Below are 18928 nucleotides of genomic sequence, written 5' to 3' on the forward strand. Positions count from 1 at the left end.
AAAAAACATGAATCGAATAAACGCAACCGGCATCTAATCAGTGCGCTGGAAATATTGTCAATAATGAAAAAGGATGGGTGGTGCAAAGGTGACATAAGCGCCGGCTGCGGCGTGCGTATCCGACCAAAAATATGCATGCGCGGCAAATGCCGGGCGAAAAAAAAGCGCCCCGAAGGGCGCTTTTCGTGCAGCGAAGGCTGGCGTATTACATCTTCACGCGCAGGCCGACGTAGTAGCGGCGGCCGATCGGGTCGTAGGTACCCGCGTCGGTTTCAGCACCAGTGGTGTTGCCCGGCAGGCCAGTGATGATCGGTGGCGCCTTGGTGTTGAAGGCGTTGTCCACGCCCGCGTACAGGTCCACTTCCTTGCGCAGGTTGTAGGTCAGCTGGAAGTCGTTGTAGACCTTCTCTTTTACCTTGACCGAACCTGGCGCCGCGTCGAAGCCGGCCAGGAACACGTTATCGAGCGCCGATTCGCCGATGTAGGTCGTGTTCGAGGTCAGGTTGAACTTGCCCCACTTGTAGCCCAGCGACAGCGAGCCCTTGTTCTTGGCTGCGCCGATCTCGCCTTCCCATGGATCGCGCTCTGCGCCAGGCAGCGGGATGTCATAACCGTCCAGCAGGTGAGTCCATGCGAGGCGCGCGTTCAGACGGCCTGGGCCGACGTTGTCTGCCCATGCAACGGTCACGTCCACGCCTTCGGTACCCAGGCCACCGCTGTTCGATACCGCGGTGTCGACGAACTCGAGCGAACCGGCGCTGTTGGCGCCGATTGCCGTTGGACGGCGGGTGATGAAGTTGCAGAACGAAGTGTTGCCGCCGCCGTAGCAGCTCTCCAGCGCGTACTGGCGCGGGGTGCTGACGATTGCGTCTTCGATGTCGATCTTGAAGTAGTCAGCCGTGAAGGTGAACTTGTTCAGCATCGGGATCGAACGCGGGGTCACGACTACACCAACGGTAGTCGAGCGGCCTTCTTCTTCGGCCAGGTTAGGGTTGCCGCGGTTGAAGCCGCTGACGCCCTGGATGTCCGACTGGTTCAGCGTGAACGCGCCGTTGGCGTTGATGTTGGCCATCACGCCTGGTGCTGCGCGGCATGCGTCTGCACGTGCGCCAGGGGTGGTTGCCGTCACGCCTTCGCATGGGTCTTCCACTTGCGGGAAGTCCTGGCTAGGTGGCGAGTACAGTTCGTTGATGTTCGGAGCACGGGTCGACAGTGCGCGGGTAGCGCGGAACTTGACGTCCGCAACCGGCGACCATTCGAAACCGCCGTTCCAGCTGGTGGTGTTGCCGACGGTCGAGTAGTCACCGACGCGCACGGCGCCCAGGAAGCTCAGGCTCTTGGCGAATGCCTGGTCCTTCAGCAGTGGTACGCGCGCTTCGACGTAGGCTTCCTTGACCGAGAACTCGCCTTCGGTTGGCGGGGTGGCGTTGCCGGCGTTCAGGCCGGCCTGGGTCAGTGCGTCAGGCGTGCTGCTCGAGTATTCCTTGCGCCACTCGTAGCCGGCCGCCACGCCGAGGCCGCCAGCTGGCAGCTGGAACGGTTCACCGGAGATGTTGGCGCCGATGATCTTCTGGGTGGTCTTGGTTTCCAGTGAGCCCGGAGCGCTGACATACTTCAGTGCCGCTGGCGAGATGGTGTTAAAGCCAAAGACGTTGATCGGTACGCAGCCCTGCGAACGCGCGGTTGCATCGGCGCACATCGGGGTACCGTCGGCGCCCGGGATGGCTTCGAGTGCGTGACGGAAGTTCAGTACGTTGACCTGGCCGGCCGAGCTCTGGGCTTCCTTGGTCGAACCGTACACGCCGAACACCTCGTAGTTCCAGTCCTTGATCGTGCCTTTCAGGCCAGACGCCAGGCGGAAGGTGTCGCGTTCCGCGGTGCTGCCGCGGGTGCCCACTTCGCTGATGCGGCGCGAGAAGTAGTAGTCGCGCAGGCCGTCGCCGTTGGTGTCGCTGATGCGGTCGTACAGGTATTGCGGGACGATCGGGTTGCGTACCAGTGCGCCGTTGATCAGCAGTTCTGCCGGTACCTGGCCGTCGACGTAAATGTTCTCGGCGCCCAGCGGGAACGGCTCGAGCTTGGTGGTTACGCTGGTCGAAGCGTAGTTACCTTCGAAGAAGGCGCTGTGGTTCTCGCCCAGTGCCAGGTTGCCGCTGGTGGCGAAGTTATAGCGCTCGGTCGGAACCGCGATGGTGCGGAACTCCGAACGGTTGAAGCCGCTCGCAGGCAGGGTCGCGCTGCCATTGGTCGAGAACGGGACCGGGTTGCCCGCTGCATCGTAGGTGTAGCTTCCGGTGTCATGGAAGAAACGGCCCTGTGGTGCAAAGCTGGAGTAGAACGGGCGGGTGACCTGGAACAGCTCGTCCACGTTGCCGCTCAGCGCGCCAGTCGAATACTGGTCGACTGCCGAGATGTCGCGGTCTTTCGAGTACACCGCGCCCTGGCGCGAGTAGCCGAAGTGACCCATGATGTTGCTGGCGCCGTCGGCGCTGCTGGTGCCGAAGGTGACCGACAGCTTGCGCTTGGCGTCGTCGCCCTGCTCGCTGCCGCCGATCTGTGCGTCGGCCAGCACGCCGTTGAAGTTCTTCTTCAGGATGATGTTGACCACGCCTGCAACCGCGTCGGAACCGTAGGTTGCCGATGCGCCGCCGGTCAGCAGCTCAACGCGCTCGATGAAGTCGGTAGGGATGGTGTTCAGGTCGACTGCTGCCGAGCCTGGCAGGCCGGAAACCACGCGGCGGCCATTGATCAGCACCAGGGTGCGGTCGATGCCGAGGTTACGCAGGTCAACGGTAGCGACGCCCGCGCTGGCGGTCGAGAAGTTCGAGTTGGTACGGCTGATCGCAGGGGTACCCATGGTTGGGTTCTCGAGCAGCAGTTCCTGCAGGTTGGTCGCGCCGGACTGGGCGATGTCGGCGGCGTTCAGTACCTGCAGCGGGGATGGCGATTCCGCGTTTGGCGAGGAAATGCGCGAACCAGTCACAGTGACCTTCTGGATCTCTGGCGTGGCCGTCTGTGCGAACGCGGCCGACATGCCGAGGGTGACGCCACCCAGGCAGATCAGACGGATCGAGCGGGATAAGGCTTTTTCCAACATAGTAGTGTTACTCCCTTTTGTTAATTCATTGGTCGAGCGGTTTTCTCTTGGCTGCCCTGCGTGTTTACACATTGCCCCGATGAAAAAATGGTTCAGTTTACGAACCGCCTAATGAAATCACTGCCGATAGTCAGTGTCAATGTAGAAAGTTTGTCGTTTCTTAAGAAAATACAACGCTTTCACGGTTTGTCCGATTGGCAAAAGCGAGTTCTGCTGCATTGCAGCATCACGACCTGAAGCAATTCACGCCATCTTGCTTTTAAAATTACGGCTACTTGCATGCAAAAGAGTGTCAAGACTGTTACTTTTGTTGCGGTGCAATATGCGTGGGGAAACTTGGCTATACATACCCAATTTGGAGGGCGAAAGTGTGGCTTTTTTGAGATAAATACGAGATCGGGCCGTATGCATGTTGCATGACAGCGCGCTATTGAAGAGTAACAAGCACCCGCATGGGCGTGTCAATATGGATGAGTGCGGTGCAGCAATTGCTGAGCCGGCGGGTTCGCCGCCTCGAGCGGGCCCGGCCGCATGCGGCGGTCGGATATTTTGGCAACGCACCGTGCTTTTTGCGTTATCGTTACGGCTTTTTCTGCGGTGCAAGCTGCGTGCACCGTCGTTTCCGCTAAACCGGCAGACCAATCATGTTAGCTTTCATCCTGCGCCGCCTCTGGCAAATGCTGCCCACCATGGCCGGCGTCGTCCTGCTGGTCTTCCTGCTCTTTAACTGGGTTGGCGGCGATCCGGCCTATATTTTGGCGGGCAAGATGTCGGACGCCGAGGCGATCGCCAACATCCGCCGCCAGCTTGGCGTCGACCAGCCTTACCATGTGCAGCTGTGGATCTTTGTCAAGCAGATCCTGACCTTCGACTTCGGTAATTCATGGGCGACCGGGGAGAGCGTGTCGCACATCATGGCGACGCGGCTGGGGCCCTCGCTGACTGTGCTGATTCCGTTGACGATCCTTGAGACCGTGTTCGGCATCGCGCTGGCGCTGGCCATCGCTTTCGTGCGCGGCTCGCTGACCGACCGCGCGGTGATGGTCGCCTGCACTGTCGGCATGTCGATCAGCATCCTGGTGTACATCATCGTGTTCCAGTACGGGCTGGCCTACAAGCTTGGGCTGTTCCCGGTGCAGGGCTGGGGCGCCAGCCTTGGCGAGAACCTGCTGCGCTACGCCACCTTGCCGATTTTGATCGGCCTTGCGGTATCGATCGCGCCCACCTTGCGCCTGTACCGCAGCTTTGTCCTGGACGAGGCAGGGCAGGACTATGTGCGCACCGCGCGCGCCAAGGGCCTGCCGGAGCGGCGCATCATGTGGGTGCACGTGCTGCGCAACGCCGCGATCCCGATCATCACCCATGTGATGGCCAACCTGCCGGCCCTGCTGATCGGCGCCTTCCTGCTCGAACGCTTCTTCGGCATTCCCGGCATCGGGCGCGAAGTCATCCTCGCGGTCGAACGCAGCGACTTCCCGGTAATTAAGGCGATCACCGTGTACGTCGCCGCCGCCACCATGATCTTCAACCTGCTGACCGACCTGCTGTACCAGGCTGTCGATCCGCGCGTGCAACTCAAGTAAGGACGAGCCGAATGAGGAATCACCCAAGCTCGCCCGGCCTGTGGGCGCTCGCATGGAAACGACTGCGCGGCGACCGCGTGGCGATGGTGGCGCTGGCCGTTGTGGCGCTGTTCCTGGCGATGCTGGCGTTGTCGTCGGCCGGCCTGGTTGCCGCCGACTGGGAGAAGGAAGCCGGCGTCAATTATGCGCCGCCGTCGTTCATCGGCGCCCAGGAATCCTTCCTCGCCGGCTCGGCAGGTCCTGACGCCGGGCCGCCGCCGAACGAGTTCGACCCGCTGGCCGAAGACATCGCCCAGTTGCGCGGCCAGGGCGGCGCGGCGCTGGTGCCGGAGCCGCGCCGCGAGACGCTGCCGTTTGGCGCCGACAAGTGGGGCCATGACGTCATCAAGAAAACCATCAAGGGCGGCGAGACGTCCATCGTCGTCGGGCTGGTGGCGGCGTTGCTGGCGGTGTCGCTTGGTACCGTGTTCGGCGCGCTGTCGGGTTACTTCGGCGGGGTGGTCGATGACGTGTTCAACTGGTTCTACAGTATCTTCACCTCGATCCCGTCGATCCTGATGATCCTGACGGTAGCCGCCGTGCTGCAGCAGCGCGGCGTGATGACCATCGTGCTGATCCTCGGCCTGACCGGCTGGACCGGCCCATACCGCCTGATGCGCGCGGAGTACATGAAGCACAAGGCGCGCGAGTACGTGATGGCGGCCGACGCCATCGGCGCTTCGCACCTGCGCAAGATGTTCTCGCATATCTTCCCCAATGTCAGCCACGTGGCGCTGGTGCAGATGTCGATCCTGGTGGTCGGCTTCATCAAGGCGGAAGTGATTTTGTCCTTCCTCGGTTTCGGCGTGCCGGTGGGCGTGGTCTCGTGGGGCAGCATGCTTAACGAAGCGCAGAACGAGCTCATACTCGGCAAGTGGTGGCAGCTGACCGCCGCCGCCACGGCCATGGCGCTGCTGGTGACGGCGTTCTCGCTGTTTACCGATGCGCTGCGCGATGCGCTCGACCCGAAACTGAAATAGGCCGCCACATGACAGACAACCACGACATGCTGCTATCCGTGCGCGACCTGCGGGTGCGCTTTCGCATCGATAAAAAGAACACTTTCGAGGCAGTCAAGGGCATCTCGTTCGACGTGCCGCGCAACTGCACGGTGGCGCTGGTGGGCGAGTCGGGCAGCGGCAAGTCGGTCAGCTCGCTGGCCGTCATGGGATTGCTTCCCGCCGGGACAACGCTGGTCGATCCACAATCGCGCTTGCTGTTCGATGGCCGCGACCTGCTGGCCATGCCCTATGCCGAGCGCCGCGCGCTGTGCGGCAAGGACATCTCGATGATCTTCCAGGAGCCGATGTCGTCGCTGAATCCCGTGTTCACGGTGGGCTTCCAGATTGGTGAAGTGCTGCGCCGGCATATGGGCATGACCGCGCGCCAGGCGCGCGAGCGTACGCTGGCGCTGCTCGATGAAGTGGGCATTCCCGACCCCGCCAGGAAGATCGACGCGTATCCGAGCCAGATGTCGGGCGGCCAGCAGCAGCGCGTGATGATCGCGATGGCGATTGCCTGCGAGCCCAAGCTGCTGATCGCGGACGAGCCGACCACGGCGCTGGATGTCACGATCCAGAAGCAGATCATGGAGCTGATCGCGAGCCTGCAGCGCAAGCACGCGATGTCGGTGCTGTTCATCACCCACGACCTCGGGCTGGTCGGCGAGATTGCCGACCGCGTGATCGTGATGCGCCATGGCGAAGTGCGCGAGGAGGGCGACGCGCGCCAGGTGCTGGAAGCGCCACGCGACGCGTACACGCGCGCGCTGCTGCATTGCCGGCCCAAGCTCGACGAGCGGCCGATACGGCTGCCGGTGATCGACGATTACATCAGTGGGCAGGCGGCGCCCGGCGCGCAGGTCGCGCAACGCGCGCGCGGCTACGTGGCGGGCGAAGACAGCGTGCTGGTGGTGAAGAACCTGTCCAAGAGCTTCTACCTGCGTGAGGGCCTGTTCGGCAGGCGCGAGTTCAAGGCTGTCAAGGACGTGTCGTTCACTCTCCCGCGCGGCAAGACGCTGGGCGTGGTGGGCGAGTCCGGCTCGGGCAAGACCACGGTCGGGCTGACGCTGCTTCGCCTGCACAAGGCCACTGGGGGCACCGCGATGTTCGAGGGCAGGGACCTGATCTCGATGAGTGCGCGCGATTACATGGCCTATAAGCGGCGTATCCAGATCATCTTCCAGAATCCCTACGCGTCGCTCAATCCGCGCTTTACAGTGGGGCAGATTTTGCTGGAGCCGATGCGCATCCATGGCATCGGCGCGAACGACAGCGAGCGCACCGCGCACGCGATGCAGCTGCTTGACAGGGTGGGGCTGCCGGCGCAGGCCTTCCACCGCTATCCGCATGAGTTTTCCGGCGGCCAGCGGCAGCGGATTGCGATCGCGCGCTGCCTGACCATGAAGCCGGAGATTCTTGTGTGCGACGAGTCGGTGTCCGCGCTCGATGTGTCGGTGCAGGCGCAGGTGCTGAACCTGCTGCAGGATTTGCAGGATGAGTTTGGGATGAGCTATATCTTCATTTCGCATGACCTGTCGGTGGTGAAGTACATGTCGGACCAGGTGATGGTGATGCACCAGGGGAGTGTGGTGGAGCTGGCCGATTCGGATGAGCTGTATCGGAATCCGCAGCATGAATATACCAAGACCTTGCTGAGCGCGATTCCTAAAGGTGTGTAGGGTGGCAAAGCCATCGTGTGGCGAATAAGCACTACAAGAAAGACCCAGCCAAGCTCAAGCCGCACCGGTGGTTTCAGTTTTTGTTTGAGCCAGGTCGTCAAAGCGCCTTCTGCAATCGGTTGCGCGGCTCCAGTAATCGTCACCCGGAAAGCGGAGCCACACAAAGCGCCATGCGTTGCGTCCCTTCGTGTGACGGTTGGCGAACAGCGATGGAGTCAAGCGCGCACCCTCGTCTGACACGATGTGGTCACCTACGACCTTGGCAAATTCGGCTGCGTGGCGGTAGCTGGTTCGCAGCCTGGTGCCTTCGGGGAGGAAGACATTCTTCCATTGGAAGCCCCGCATCGGTGGGCCATTCTTGCGCAGCGCGAGCCGTTGCGTGTCGATCGCAATCCAGCGCCGCACGAGGTCTGCGACGAAGGCTTCAGGTTTCGCGTCGGGACGGGATTCCATCAGGTGTAATTCCAATTTGAGGAAGTCCTCAATCGGCAAGTGAAAAGCCTGCTTCGGTTCATATGCCATGGCTTCAGCCCTTTCGAAAAGAGTCTAACCATTGGACCGCCGAGCTGGAAATTAGTTTACTTTCGACTTCTGCTTCGTGAATGTCGACCGTTTCAGACGTCGCCCACGGCTTTATCGACTGTTTTAGACAATCGCCTGCATGTTTTAGACTAGAGCAGACTCGTTTCGACCGGATTAGACCGAATTAGACTGTGGATGATTTCGAGGTATCCCTGCGCCATAAGACCCTTCCTGCGACGCCGGGAGAAAAAGGCCGACGGGCTACCGAGGGAGATGGAAATGCTGCGTGCGCTTTCGTTGGAAATTAATCACGCCGCCTGTTACCGGCGCTTTTTTCCGCTACCATGGAGAGATGCCCGACCTTATCGCTCTCCTGCAGACTTACGGTGTCCTCATCGTCTTTGCCATCGTACTGGTCGAGCAGGCCGGCATGCCCATTCCGGCCTTTCCGATCCTGGTGGTAGCGGGCGCGTTGTCGGTTGAGGGCGGCGTCAGCTGGCCGGCGGCCATTGCCGTGGCCGTGGGCGCCTGCCTGATCAGCGACCTGTTCTGGTTTCGCGCCGGGCGCTTCTACGGCAAGCGCATCCTCAACCTGCTGTGCAGGATTTCGCTGTCGCCGGACTACTGCGTCAGCCAGACCGAGGACAAGTTCCGCCGTTTCGGCCCGAAATCGCTGATCGTCTCCAAATTCATCCCCGGTTTCAACATCATCGCTTCGCCGATGTCCGGCGCGCTCGGCGTGCCGACGGCGCGTTTTTTGGCGTTCAGCATGACCGGCAGCCTGTTATGGAGCGGCACCGGCGTGGCCGTCGGGGCCGCCTTCCACAAGAGTGTCGACAAGGTACTCCAGGCGCTCGGCGAAATGGGCACCACCTCGCTGCTGGTGCTGCTTACCCTGCTGGGGCTGTTTATTGCCTACAAATACGTCGAGCGCCGCCGCTTTTTGCATGGCGTCCGGATCGAGCGCATTGGTGTAGGCGAACTGGTCAGCCTGATGGATGGCGGGCATGAGCCGGTCATCATCGACGCGCGCAGCGCCACCGCACAGCAGCTTCAAAAAGCCATCCCCGGCGCGATCATCTTCAACGACTGCGAACCCGGAACGCTGATGACCTCGTTGGACAAGGACCGCCACGTGGTCGTCTATTGCAGCTGTCCTAACGACGTGACCGCTGCCCAGGTCGCAAAGCAGTTCCTGGCCAACGGGTTCCACCGTGCCCGACCGCTGCAGGGCGGCCTTGATGCCTGGAACAGCCACCACGGACAACTGACCGAGGACATTGCCGACGCTTCCGAGGCCAAGCTGTGCTGAGGTAGGAAGACTACGCGTACCCGGATCGGGGCGGGTGATGGCGGGCGCCAACCTGCAGCACCACAGTCTGTACTAAAACTACAAAGAATGCTTGCGTATCGAGCGGGTCATCCATTAAGCTTTGGAAGTCCGTATTCGATTCCAAGCCATGACAGTTCTGCAACATTCCTCGCCGCTGATTCCTGCCCAGCCAGTTCCCCACGCTGACGGGCCGCGCCTGCTCGCCGATGTCGGCGGCACCAATGCGCGTTTCGCGCTGGAAGTGGCGCCCGGCCAGGTTGAACTGATCGATGTACTTGCGTGCAAATCGTATCCGACCCTTGCCGATGCGCTGCGCGCCTACCTGGCGTCGCCGAAGGTGCAGGCTGCCGGCTACGGCAAGATCCGCCATGCGGCGATCGCCATCGCCAACCCGATCACCGGCGACTTCGTGCGCATGACCAATCACCATTGGGAATTCTCGATCGAGGCGATGCGCCTTGAGTGCATGTTCGACACCTTGCTGGTCATTAACGACTTTACCGCGCTGGCGCGCGCCGTTCCCCACTTGTCGGCGGCCCAGAAGCGCCAGGTCGGCAGCGGGGCCGTGCGCGAAGGCAGCCCGATCGGCCTGTTGGGCGCCGGGACTGGCCTGGGCGTGTCGGGCCTGATCCCGACTGGCGACAGCTGGACCGCCTTGCTGAGCGAAGGCGGGCACGTGACCTTCTCGCCGGCCAATGAGACTGAAGTGGCGATCCTGCAGTTCGCGTGGCGCGAGTACGAGCACGTATCGGCCGAGCGTCTGATGTCGGGCGACGGACTGGAGCTGGTATACCGCGCGCTGGCCCATCACACCGGCCAGCCGGACGAAAAACTGGCGGCCGCCGACATCTCGCGGCGCGCCCTCGCCGGCAGCGACCCGCTGTGCGGCCAGGTGATCGATACCTTCTGCGGCATGCTTGGCACCGTTGCAGGCAACCTGGCGGTGACGCTGGGCGCGCAGGGCGGCATCTATATTGGTGGCGGCATCGTTCCTCGCCTTGGCGAGCGCTTCGATCAATCGCCGTTCCGCAAGCGCTTCGAGCAAAAAGGACGCTTTGTAAACTACCTGTCACAGGTGCCGACCTTCGTGATCACTGCCGAGTATCCAGCCTTCCTGGGCGTGTCCACTATCTTGGCTGAAAAACTGGACGGCTGATTGCCGGGGCTAAGCAAGCTGAAGAGCTCGTTGTTTTTCCTGCGATGTAGTGCCGTTGTCCAGGTGTACGATTCGCCCAGCAGATGCAATGGTTTCTGGCCGATGCGCTACCCATATCCGTGTAACGGACAGAGCATTGACGGATTGATTCACCATGCATTCGCGCTCGACGTCGAGATGGCTCGTCGCTTCGTCAAGTATGAGGACTCGTGGCGATTTGTAGAGCGCCCGAGCAAGCAGAACACGTTGTTTCTGCCCACCCGAGAGAGACGTTCCCATATCGCCTGTTAATGTTTGATAGCGCATCGGCATAGCGATAATGTCCTCATGGATAGCAGCGAGCCGCGCACATTCTTCCACCCGCTCGTAGTCGCATTGAGGGGCGAAAAAACTGATATTTTCTGCAAGTGAACCGGCGAATAGTTGATCGTCCTGCATAACCGCTGCCAAGGCCTGGCGGTAATTGGAATGGCCAAGATGAGCGATTGGGACGCCCCCGTATCTGACTTCACCTTCCGTTGGCGATAAGATACCAAGGATAAGCTTTACAAGCGTTGTCTTGCCGCACCCGGAAGGTCCCACAAGTGCGATCGATTCGCCCGCGTCAATCGTGAGCGTCAAATTACGAAAAATCCATGGCTCGTTATCAGCATGTCGGAAGCTAATGTTGGTCAGTTCAATGCGGGGCTCTAAATTCTCGATTTCGACATTGCAAGGCACGTCGTACTCTTTTTCCGAAAGGACAATGTCGGCGAGGCGTTCCGCATGTAGTGACAACATTCGGAACTCAAAGTACGTGTCGATGAGGGATGACATTCGGCCGCCGAACTGACCACCGTATGCGGCGAATGCGAAAAGCATACCTACAGTAAATTCGCCATGCATTACCATGCCGGCACCGAGCCAAAATATCAAAAGCTTTTCCAGGGCAAACACGCTAGTGTTTGCTATCCCGAAGAAAAGCATAAACTTCTCCGTGCGTACGTCCCGATTAATCGCATCAACCACGAGGTTCGTCCAACGGCTGCGACGCTCAAGTTCGCGCCCAAATAATTTGATTGCTTGGGCGCCACGAATGGTCTCTAAGAAGCAGCTTTGCTCCTTTGCACTAAGCGCTAACGCCTCTTCGCTCGCTTCGCGTAATGGTCGATAAGCCAACCCACGTAGAGACGCATACGCTACGCACGCCAGCACGACGACGGCCGAAAGTTGGGGACTATAAAACATCATCATCACCAACGTTGCTGCCGCAAGCAGGCCGTCAAGTACTGCTTCAATAAAACCGGTCGTTAACGTCTGCTGGATAGAACCGATGGACCCAAAACGGGATACGATGTCGCCGAGATGTCGTTTCTCGAACCACGCGACTGGCAGTCGCAATAGATGTGTGAAAACGTTTGCGACCCACTGAAGATTCAAGTGCGTTGAAAAGTACAATACCGTCCACCCTCGCGCGAGCGAAATACCTGTCTGAACGGTCAGCATCAGAACGAATCCCCCCACAAGGACGTTCAGCAAATCCTGATCCCCCGAGGTTAGCGCTTCATCAACAACCCATTGATTGAACATCGGGGAAGTCAATGCAAAGACCTCAAGCGCGAGCGCCATTAAAAACAGGGTGCCCATTGCGGACCAAAGACCCTCAATTCGGCCAACTAGTGCGCCAATTGCTATCCTTCGTTTATGGTTGGCAGGCTTGAACTCAGCAGTCGGCGTTAGTTCGAGAGCTATTCCTGTGAAGTATTTATCGACAATGTCAAAGGGCAGGCGGCGGACGCCGAGCGATGGATCGTTTATCACTAAGCGATTTTTCTCGATCTTTATGAGAACCACGAAATGATTCATGCCCCAGTGTAGAATGCATGGCATCTTGAGATTTTGTAGCTCAGCCATCTCGAGGCGGATGGGCCTGCCGCTCAAATGCAACTTGTCCGCGTAATGGATCAGCTGCGCAAGATTGGCTCCTTTCATGGACAATGGGAAACGGCCTCGCAGCGTTGCGAGGTCGATTTGATATCCATACCAACTCGAGACCATTGCCAGTGACGCAAGCCCGCACTCAGCTCCCTCCGTTTGCAGGATCATCGGAACTTTTCGCTTGCCAAATTCTAGATTGAAGAAATTGTCCATACAGGATTTGACTATGCTGGGTTAGCTAGCTTGAGCAGATCGGCGCGACCTGAGAAGGAATTTCCTCACGACTTCAGCTATGTCTGATGCGAACGCTGGCTCAAACCAATCCGTGTCACTCTCAGCTGAAAGCATATGGAAACGAGCCGCAAAGCGCACCACCTCAACTGTCGCGCCCTTTTGCTTTGCGGCAACGGCGAGGCTTGCCTGTAGGGTGACCGGAACCTGCCTGTCTTTATCGCCCCAAATGAAGAGTCCAGGCACTCCGAGTTGGACCATGCTTTTTAATGATGAGACCTCGCTTTGGAACTGCATACGCCAGAAAGATTCAGTCACGTCCGGAATTCGAACTCCGCTTTTATGGCGAACGTATGTTAGGGAATCCTTTTGTCCGACATCGCGAAATCGCCCTGTCAACTCGGAAAATTGTTTCTTCAGGTCACTTCGAAAAGCTTCGATATCGTCTTTTCTCCACTCGCCATGTGGGCTTAGCCACGCACTTGAGTCCGACGCAATTCCTCCAATTCCCCGTTTGTAGCCGTCTTCAATTTCGGCATTGGTAACAACTCCATCTATATTAGAATCAAACTCCGGGAGGGTCTCGATCACTCGATCGATTGCCTGCCAGTGGGATACATCGCGTAGGCATTGAGCAGGTGATCCGATTGAAACCAATGCGCTGGGAGTGATGCTTCTACGATTAAGGATCGTAGTAGCGTGTTGCAAGCCTTCCGAGAAACCGAATAATACGACCTGTCGCGTTGCATTGGGCATTAATCCGACTACGTGATTTATTGCGGCCTCGACGCTGCTTACATAGGTAGATACGCCGACCCGTGAGAGTACCTCGACATTTAAGCAGTGAGTTCTGATTCTACTTTCGCTGAATGTGCCATTTTCCAAGGCGTCTCTGCAATTGAATTTTGGGGCACGAACTGCTGGGTGGTCAAACCGAATCACAGCCATCCCTTTTGCCACCAAGGCATCCGATAAATCCTTAAATGGGGACCGTCTATTCCATACCGTTCCGCGCGCGAGAACAGCCCAGCCGTTACGATCAGAGGGTATGCCGCCCGAAATAAAGACGATGACCGGGCCGTTCCAGTCAATTAGCTCACCTTGCGGCCAGTCAATTTGACCGTGTACCGTCTCTGCATTTGCTGTCTTCACGGTAGTGAACACTTGGGTTCTATGTCCTTTAGCCGCCGCCCCAAGCGAGTATGCGACCGTTGTAAGGAGGATGAATGCGCGGGCAATAGTGCGGAGCTTTTTCATGGGAGCCAATCGTATGTTGTTGGGCGGTGCTCTTGTGTGCGCCGCCCCGGGGGTTGACCCAATCTGTTAGTTACTGGTTCTTCGGACCTTTGTGTGTGTGGTTGTGCAAGAGCCAGTTGTGCCTTCCACGTCGATGCCGGCGGTTCGTGTCATTGGATTCAGCGTAAAGTTAAATTTTGTTACCGTGGGCTCGGTGCAAGTGATAACAGTTGTTTTGGTCTCCTCCACTTTAGGTTGCGCCTCGGCTTTTTTTCCCGGAGCCGGTTTAGTGGAGCCCCCTCCTTTCTGCGTGCTCGACCTGCCTGGATTTGAAACCCCCATGGACTTGTGTACTACGGCGCCGGCGTAAGCGCCGTCTTTCTGGTGCGATACCACTACTTGCTGCATGTCGCCACCAACAATGGATGCCAATTCTTCGTGCGTGATCGTGCGCATATAAGTCACTCCTCTGGTGAGATGATGAACGCCGTCCGGTGAGGACAGCTTGCTTTGCCGTAATACTGAACTTCACACGGCGAGACCTAAAAGCTGCAGTAAAATCGGGGCTAGAACGAGTCAACAGGTCGATCTTGCACAATGTTCAAAAGTGGATCGATAACCCATCGGGCCAAGCGCCGGCGTTCTTGCCTAATATCGGCCTCGAGTGTCATTCCCACCTTGAATTTTTGCGATTTGCCATAGCCCAACAAAGACTCTCGTTCGAGTTTGACTGCGACGCGATATAGCGGGTCGCCACTTTCTTCTCTACTTACCGAGTTACTGATCGGGGCGACGTCGAGGACCGGACTTTGATCGACGGCGATAACCGTCCCGCGGACTTGACCAAATTTTTGATATGGGAAAGCGTTTATACGCAGCAAAACGGTCTGGCCGGTCTCCACGAACCCGATCGCTTTTGAAGGCGCGAGGAGGTGTGCCTCTAGTCCGGCTTCTTGGGGAATAATCGTCGCTAACGATGCAGACGCTGCAACGCTCTGTCCTGGTTGTCCCGTGATGGCGGTGGCCACGCCTGTCACAGGTGCCACGACTTGAAAACGGCTGCGTGCGCGATGCTCGATTGCCTCTTGATCTAGCGCCGCAAGGGCACGCGCTGCTTGCGCTTCGCTGAGTTCTATTTGACCGATAATTTGTTTTGATTCGTATTCCGATTGCGCTAAATCGCGCGTAGCGACGATCTTCGAGCGTGCGAGAACTTGATTCCTGGCCAGTTGGTCCGCATACTCATTTTCGTATTGTGCAAGGTGAAATTCGGATACATATCCGCTAGTATTCAAAATCCGATATCTTCTTAACATCCTCTCTGCGTTGGCCACTCGCGTTTGTTGGAAGCCGATTTCTTGATCCAACCGTGCAATTTCTGCGATCATGAGCTGATTTCGCTGCTCCAATGCCCGTCTGCGCCCACTTAATTGATCTGCTTGAACCCGCTCTTCGCGCACTAAAAGCTCGCGTCGAGCACGTAGCGATGCATCGATCGTAGAGTCCACATCTGTGTTTTCGCTCTTTCGGTCAGAGGCCATTTCGAACATGACTTGGCCGGCGCTTATCACTTGGCCTTCCTCAATGTGGCGACTGACGATTCTGGCGAATTGGGGCGAGACGGTTTTTACGACACCGCGAGCGGCAACGATTTGCCCGGTTACCCTAATTTTCCGGGTGTACTCGGCCGTATACATATACGCACACACGGCGACGACAAGAAATGCCGAGATAGCACCGGCCAATTTGATTGGAACGGGTTGCAACAATACGATCGCGCCAGCCCACCTTGTGTTTCGGGCGTTAATCGCTTCAATGCGGAAAAGTTGCGAAGTCATATTTTGGCCTCTCGCAGGGGCGATGGGGAGGGGGGGGGGCAGGTGGAAGTCCCAGCGCGCCAGTCCATAATATTTCACTTGCGGCATGAAAAGATTGCTGCGCGTCAACTGATTTTGCTATTGGCGCCTTCGGCAGAGAGCTCGTTAATCTTTATCTTCATCGCCTCTGGCCGGGATATGGGTTACAATTGGGCCCAGTTGAAGGAAACGATGTCAATCGTTCATGTAGTGCGCACCCCGGAGCCAGCCTCCCTGCCGCTGCGGCGAACCAGCGTTTCACTTGTAGAATCAACGGCTTGCGCCCAGCCCTGGCGCCGCGCAGCCGGGTGAGCGAGTCCAGCTCTCGCCACGGCAACATTCCGCCCGCGCACATCAGCCCGGGCGACGGAATCCAGTTTTAACGTATCTCCTCCTGCCGGCGCCTCGTTGCGACGGCCGCTGTCATTCGTTGACTGGTGTGGTCTTACACTGCCTGCCATAGAATTTTTAGCCAGATCCGCTTACGACATCGTTATGAATACTGATGAGGCCAAGATAGTCCTCGAAACCGCCTTGCTGTGCGCGCGCGAGCCGATGTCGATCCATTCGATGAAAAAGCTGTTCGTCGATGTGGACGATAACGGAAAACCGCTCGGCGCCGGCGTTGGCGCCGATACGATCAAGCTGCTGCTGGAAGAACTGCGCCACGACTGGCGCGACCGCGGCATCGAAGTGGTGGGCCTGGCCAGCGGCTGGCGGTTCCAGAGCCGGCCCGATATGAAGCAGTACCTTGACCGGCTGAACCCGGAAAAGCCACAGAAGTATTCGCGCGCCACGCTGGAAACGCTGGCGATCATCGCCTACCGCCAGCCGGTGACCCGCGGCGACATCGAAGAGATCCGCGGCGTGGCCGTCAATTCGCAGACGATCAAGATGCTGGAAGACCGCGGCTGGGTCGATGTGATCGGCTACCGCGAAGTGATCGGCCGCCCGGCTTTGCTGGGCACGACGAAACAGTTTTTGGATGACCTGGGCCTTAATTCGCTGTCCCAGCTGCCAGCTTTGCAGCAAATCAGCGACATGCCGGGCAACTCCGCGATCGAAGAACTCGAAGCGGCCCTGCAGGAGAATTTTGAAAAAGCTGCGGCCGAAACGACGGCCGCCAACGACGATGGTGCAGGCAGCAGCGACGCGCAGGAGGTTCCTGAAGCGGTCCTTGAGGAAGCCGGCGCCGACACTTCACCTGTTGAAGTCCTCATTCCCGACCCTGCGCCAGAATCAACGGTGGACGCTGCGCCAGGTCAGCACGACCTTAGAAACGACTAATGAACCCAACTGATACTCCAGAGATTCCTGCCGGCGCCACGCCAGCCAACGCTGACGCACCGGCCAAGCCAAAGCGCCGCACCAAGGCCCAGATCGAGGCCGATGCGGCTGCGGGCATTGAAGCGCCGAAAAAGCGCGCGGCCAAGAAAGTAGCTGCCGCCGCTGAAGGCGAAGCGCCTGCCGCGGAAGCGGCGCCAAAAGCGCCGCGCAAGCCGCGCGCGCCGAAGGCCGAGGCAGTGCAAGCCGCTGCGCAAGCAGCCGCGCCGGAAGCGCAGCCAGCGGCGCGCACCCAGGATGCCGAAGCGGCGCCGCGCGAAGAACGCGGAGCACGCCCGCCACGCGGCCCGCGCCAGATGCGCGAGCAGCGCGGCCAGCGCGAAGCGCGCAAGCCGCGCGTCGAAGGCGAACAGGCGCCAGTGGCAGCAGAAGGCGGCGCAGCGCCGGCCGAGCAGGCAGCCCGCCCTGAACGCGCAGAGCGCGGCGAGCGCCCGGACCGCGGCCCGCGCCCGAAGAAGAACAAGAAGGGTAATCCAGGCCTCCAGCACCACAAGAAGCCGCGCCAGAACGACGCCGACGCGGCATTCTCGTTCGTCACCTCGGACGCCTACGACGCCACCGAAGGCGGCCGTTCGCAGCCTGCCAAGCAGGTGCGCCGCGACCTGACCTCGGATGACGATGCGCCGAAACTGCACAAGGTGCTGGCGGAGGCGGGCCTCGGCTCGCGCCGCGACATGGAAGACCTGATCGTCGCCGGCCGCGTGTCGGTCAACGGCGAGCCAGCCCACATCGGCCAGCGCATCCTGCCGACCGATGCGGTCCGCATCAACGGCAAGCTGATTCAGCGCAAGGTGAGCAACAAGCCGCCGCGCGTGCTGGTGTACCACAAGCCGGCTGGCGAAATCGTCAGCCACGACGATCCGGAAGGCCGTCCATCGGTGTTCGACCGCCTGCCGACCATGAAGGCCGGCAAGTGGCTGGCCGTGGGCCGCCTCGACTTCAATACCGAAGGCCTGCTGCTGTTTACGACCTCGGGCGACCTGGCCAACCGGCTGATGCACCCGCGTTACAACATCGACCGCGAGTACGCGGTGCGCACACTGGGCGAGCTGGAAGAAGGCATGCGCCAGAAGCTGCTGGCCGGCGTCGAGCTGGAAGACGGCATGGCGTCGTTCACCAAGATCGCCGATGGCGGCGGCGAGGGCATCAACAAGTGGTACCGCGTGGTGATCGGCGAAGGCCGCAACCGCGAAGTGCGCCGCATGTTCGAGGCGGTCGGCCTGACCGTGTCGCGCCTGATCCGTACCCGCTACGGCATCATGACGCTGCCAAGCGGCTTGAAGCGCGGCCGTTGGGAAGAACTGGAAGAAAACACCGTGCGCGACCTGCTGGCGGCGTTCGGCGTCGAGAAGAAGGGTGGCGCGGTCGAGCAGCGCGGTCCGCGCGCGCAGAGCCGCGGCGGCGAGCCGAAGGGGCGCGATCGTGACGAGGATGCCCGCAACAACGGCAACCGCATCGACCGCGTCGACGCGAACCGCAATGCCGATCCGTTCCCGAAGCAGCCGCGCAGCGGCCGTCCGGGTGGCGCTCCGCGCGGCCAGGGGCAGGGTTTTGCCAAGGGTTCGGGCTTCGGCCAGGGGCAGGGGCAGGGCGGCGGGCAGGGCGCCGGCGGCCAGGGTGGACGCGGCAAGCCGGCTGGCGCCGGCGGCGGTTCGGGGCGCCCGCGCCAGCCGGACCCGCTGCAAACCACCTTCGGGTTTGGTAACGCGAGCGGCGCTTCGCGCGCGCAGGGGCCGCGCGGGGCCGGCCACAGCATGCCGCGCCGCGGGCGCCGGGGCTAGCCGCCGTCGTCCCCGCGAATGCGGGGACCTATGCAGAGCTAGCAGCAACAAAGCTGTCCGCAGGCCGCTTGCTGAGAATGGGTTCCCGCTTTCGCGGGAACGACGTCGATCTTTCGCGGGAACGACGTCGATCTTTCGCGGGAACGACGGGGA

Annotated in this window: 13 protein-coding genes; 7 read left to right on the plus strand and 6 right to left on the minus strand. The window is 59.9% G+C overall.

Features of this window, described 5'->3' with window-relative positions:
• Nucleotides 1-205: 205 nt before the first annotated feature.
• A complete protein-coding gene (locus tag LMJ30_RS02765; RefSeq protein ID WP_229430809.1) occupies nucleotides 206-3097 on the minus strand; it encodes a TonB-dependent receptor domain-containing protein in 2892 nt (963 codons plus the stop codon).
• Nucleotides 3098-3741: 644 nt separating this feature from the next.
• Here LMJ30_RS02765 and LMJ30_RS02770 point away from each other — a divergent pair.
• Genes LMJ30_RS02770 through LMJ30_RS02780 form a run of 3 tightly spaced genes read left to right on the plus strand, consistent with a single transcriptional unit; the run spans nucleotide 3742 to nucleotide 7399 of the window.
• Entirely contained in the window at nucleotides 3742-4680 is a 939-nt protein-coding gene (locus LMJ30_RS02770; protein ID WP_229430810.1) for an ABC transporter permease, read from the plus strand.
• A gap of 11 nt (nucleotides 4681-4691) precedes the next feature.
• Nucleotides 4692-5699: an ABC transporter permease gene (locus tag LMJ30_RS02775; protein WP_229430811.1), complete on the plus strand. Its 1008-nt coding sequence runs from the start codon at nucleotides 4692-4694 to the stop codon at nucleotides 5697-5699.
• Between the two features lie 8 nt (nucleotides 5700-5707).
• Nucleotides 5708-7399, plus strand: a complete 1692-nt coding sequence (locus LMJ30_RS02780) for an ABC transporter ATP-binding protein (RefSeq protein WP_229430812.1) — start codon at nucleotides 5708-5710, stop codon at nucleotides 7397-7399.
• Between the two features lie 54 nt (nucleotides 7400-7453).
• On the opposite strand, the gene LMJ30_RS02785 is transcribed toward LMJ30_RS02780, so the two are convergent.
• Nucleotides 7454-7921, minus strand: coding sequence for a hypothetical protein (locus tag LMJ30_RS02785; protein WP_229430813.1), 468 nt, complete (start codon nucleotides 7919-7921; stop codon nucleotides 7454-7456).
• Between the two features lie 352 nt (nucleotides 7922-8273).
• On the opposite strand from LMJ30_RS02785, the gene LMJ30_RS02790 reads away from it, so the two are divergent.
• Nucleotides 8274-9233 carry a DedA family protein/thiosulfate sulfurtransferase GlpE gene (locus tag LMJ30_RS02790; RefSeq protein WP_229430814.1) on the plus strand — a complete coding sequence of 320 codons (960 nt, stop codon included), beginning with the start codon at nucleotides 8274-8276 and terminating at the stop codon, nucleotides 9231-9233.
• Between the two features lie 148 nt (nucleotides 9234-9381).
• Nucleotides 9382-10410 (plus strand): glucokinase, encoded by a 1029-nt coding sequence (locus LMJ30_RS02795; protein WP_229430815.1) that lies wholly within the window; start codon nucleotides 9382-9384, stop codon nucleotides 10408-10410.
• 9 nt (nucleotides 10411-10419) lie between these two features.
• Here LMJ30_RS02795 and LMJ30_RS02800 read toward each other — a convergent pair whose 3' ends face one another.
• The 4 genes from LMJ30_RS02800 to LMJ30_RS02815 form a co-directional block, all read right to left on the minus strand.
• Nucleotides 10420-12540 (minus strand): peptidase domain-containing ABC transporter, encoded by a 2121-nt coding sequence (locus LMJ30_RS02800; RefSeq protein WP_229430816.1) that lies wholly within the window; start codon nucleotides 12538-12540, stop codon nucleotides 10420-10422.
• Between the two features lie 21 nt (nucleotides 12541-12561).
• Nucleotides 12562-13815: an alpha/beta hydrolase gene (locus LMJ30_RS02805; protein WP_229430817.1), complete on the minus strand. Its 1254-nt coding sequence runs from the start codon at nucleotides 13813-13815 to the stop codon at nucleotides 12562-12564.
• Nucleotides 13816-13881: 66 nt separating this feature from the next.
• Nucleotides 13882-14250 (minus strand): hypothetical protein, encoded by a 369-nt coding sequence (locus LMJ30_RS02810; protein ID WP_229430818.1) that lies wholly within the window; start codon nucleotides 14248-14250, stop codon nucleotides 13882-13884.
• A 110-nt stretch (nucleotides 14251-14360) separates the two neighbouring features.
• Nucleotides 14361-15719: a beta-barrel domain-containing protein gene (locus tag LMJ30_RS02815; RefSeq protein WP_229430819.1), complete on the minus strand. Its 1359-nt coding sequence runs from the start codon at nucleotides 15717-15719 to the stop codon at nucleotides 14361-14363.
• Nucleotides 15720-16145: 426 nt separating this feature from the next.
• Between LMJ30_RS02815 and scpB the strand changes: the two genes are divergently transcribed.
• Both scpB and rluB read left to right on the plus strand, forming a co-directional pair.
• On the plus strand, nucleotides 16146-16937 hold the full coding sequence (gene scpB / locus LMJ30_RS02820; protein WP_229430820.1) for an SMC-Scp complex subunit ScpB: 792 nt from the start codon (nucleotides 16146-16148) through the stop codon (nucleotides 16935-16937).
• Nucleotides 16937-18775: a 23S rRNA pseudouridine(2605) synthase RluB gene (rluB, locus tag LMJ30_RS02825; protein ID WP_229430821.1), complete on the plus strand. Its 1839-nt coding sequence runs from the start codon at nucleotides 16937-16939 to the stop codon at nucleotides 18773-18775. The genes scpB and rluB overlap by 1 nt, the downstream gene beginning before the upstream one ends.
• The last annotated feature ends 153 nt before the right edge of the window (nucleotides 18776-18928 follow it).

The sequence above is a fragment of the Massilia agrisoli genome (genome assembly GCF_020831365.1).
Classification (GTDB): Bacteria; Pseudomonadota; Gammaproteobacteria; order Burkholderiales; family Burkholderiaceae_D; genus Telluria_A; species Telluria_A agrisoli.

What these genes read in the sequence shown, in the direction of transcription:
- LMJ30_RS02815 (WP_229430819.1), bottom strand. Translation starts at nt 15,719, where the DNA reads ATGCCGCAAGTGAAATATTATGGACTGGCGCGCTGGGACTTCCACCTG.
- LMJ30_RS02800 (WP_229430816.1), bottom strand. Translation starts at nt 12,540, where the DNA reads ATGGACAATTTCTTCAATCTAGAATTTGGCAAGCGAAAAGTTCCGATG.
- LMJ30_RS02780 (WP_229430812.1), top strand. Translation starts at nt 5,708, where the DNA reads ATGACAGACAACCACGACATGCTGCTATCCGTGCGCGACCTGCGGGTG.
- LMJ30_RS02790 (WP_229430814.1), top strand. Translation starts at nt 8,274, where the DNA reads ATGCCCGACCTTATCGCTCTCCTGCAGACTTACGGTGTCCTCATCGTC.
- LMJ30_RS02765 (WP_229430809.1), bottom strand. Translation starts at nt 3,097, where the DNA reads ATGTTGGAAAAAGCCTTATCCCGCTCGATCCGTCTGATCTGCCTGGGT.
- LMJ30_RS02775 (WP_229430811.1), top strand. Translation starts at nt 4,692, where the DNA reads ATGAGGAATCACCCAAGCTCGCCCGGCCTGTGGGCGCTCGCATGGAAA.
- LMJ30_RS02795 (WP_229430815.1), top strand. Translation starts at nt 9,382, where the DNA reads ATGACAGTTCTGCAACATTCCTCGCCGCTGATTCCTGCCCAGCCAGTT.
- LMJ30_RS02785 (WP_229430813.1), bottom strand. Translation starts at nt 7,921, where the DNA reads ATGGCATATGAACCGAAGCAGGCTTTTCACTTGCCGATTGAGGACTTC.
- LMJ30_RS02770 (WP_229430810.1), top strand. Translation starts at nt 3,742, where the DNA reads ATGTTAGCTTTCATCCTGCGCCGCCTCTGGCAAATGCTGCCCACCATG.
- scpB (WP_229430820.1), top strand. Translation starts at nt 16,146, where the DNA reads ATGAATACTGATGAGGCCAAGATAGTCCTCGAAACCGCCTTGCTGTGC.
- rluB (WP_229430821.1), top strand. Translation starts at nt 16,937, where the DNA reads ATGAACCCAACTGATACTCCAGAGATTCCTGCCGGCGCCACGCCAGCC.
- LMJ30_RS02805 (WP_229430817.1), bottom strand. Translation starts at nt 13,815, where the DNA reads ATGAAAAAGCTCCGCACTATTGCCCGCGCATTCATCCTCCTTACAACG.
- LMJ30_RS02810 (WP_229430818.1), bottom strand. Translation starts at nt 14,250, where the DNA reads ATGCGCACGATCACGCACGAAGAATTGGCATCCATTGTTGGTGGCGAC.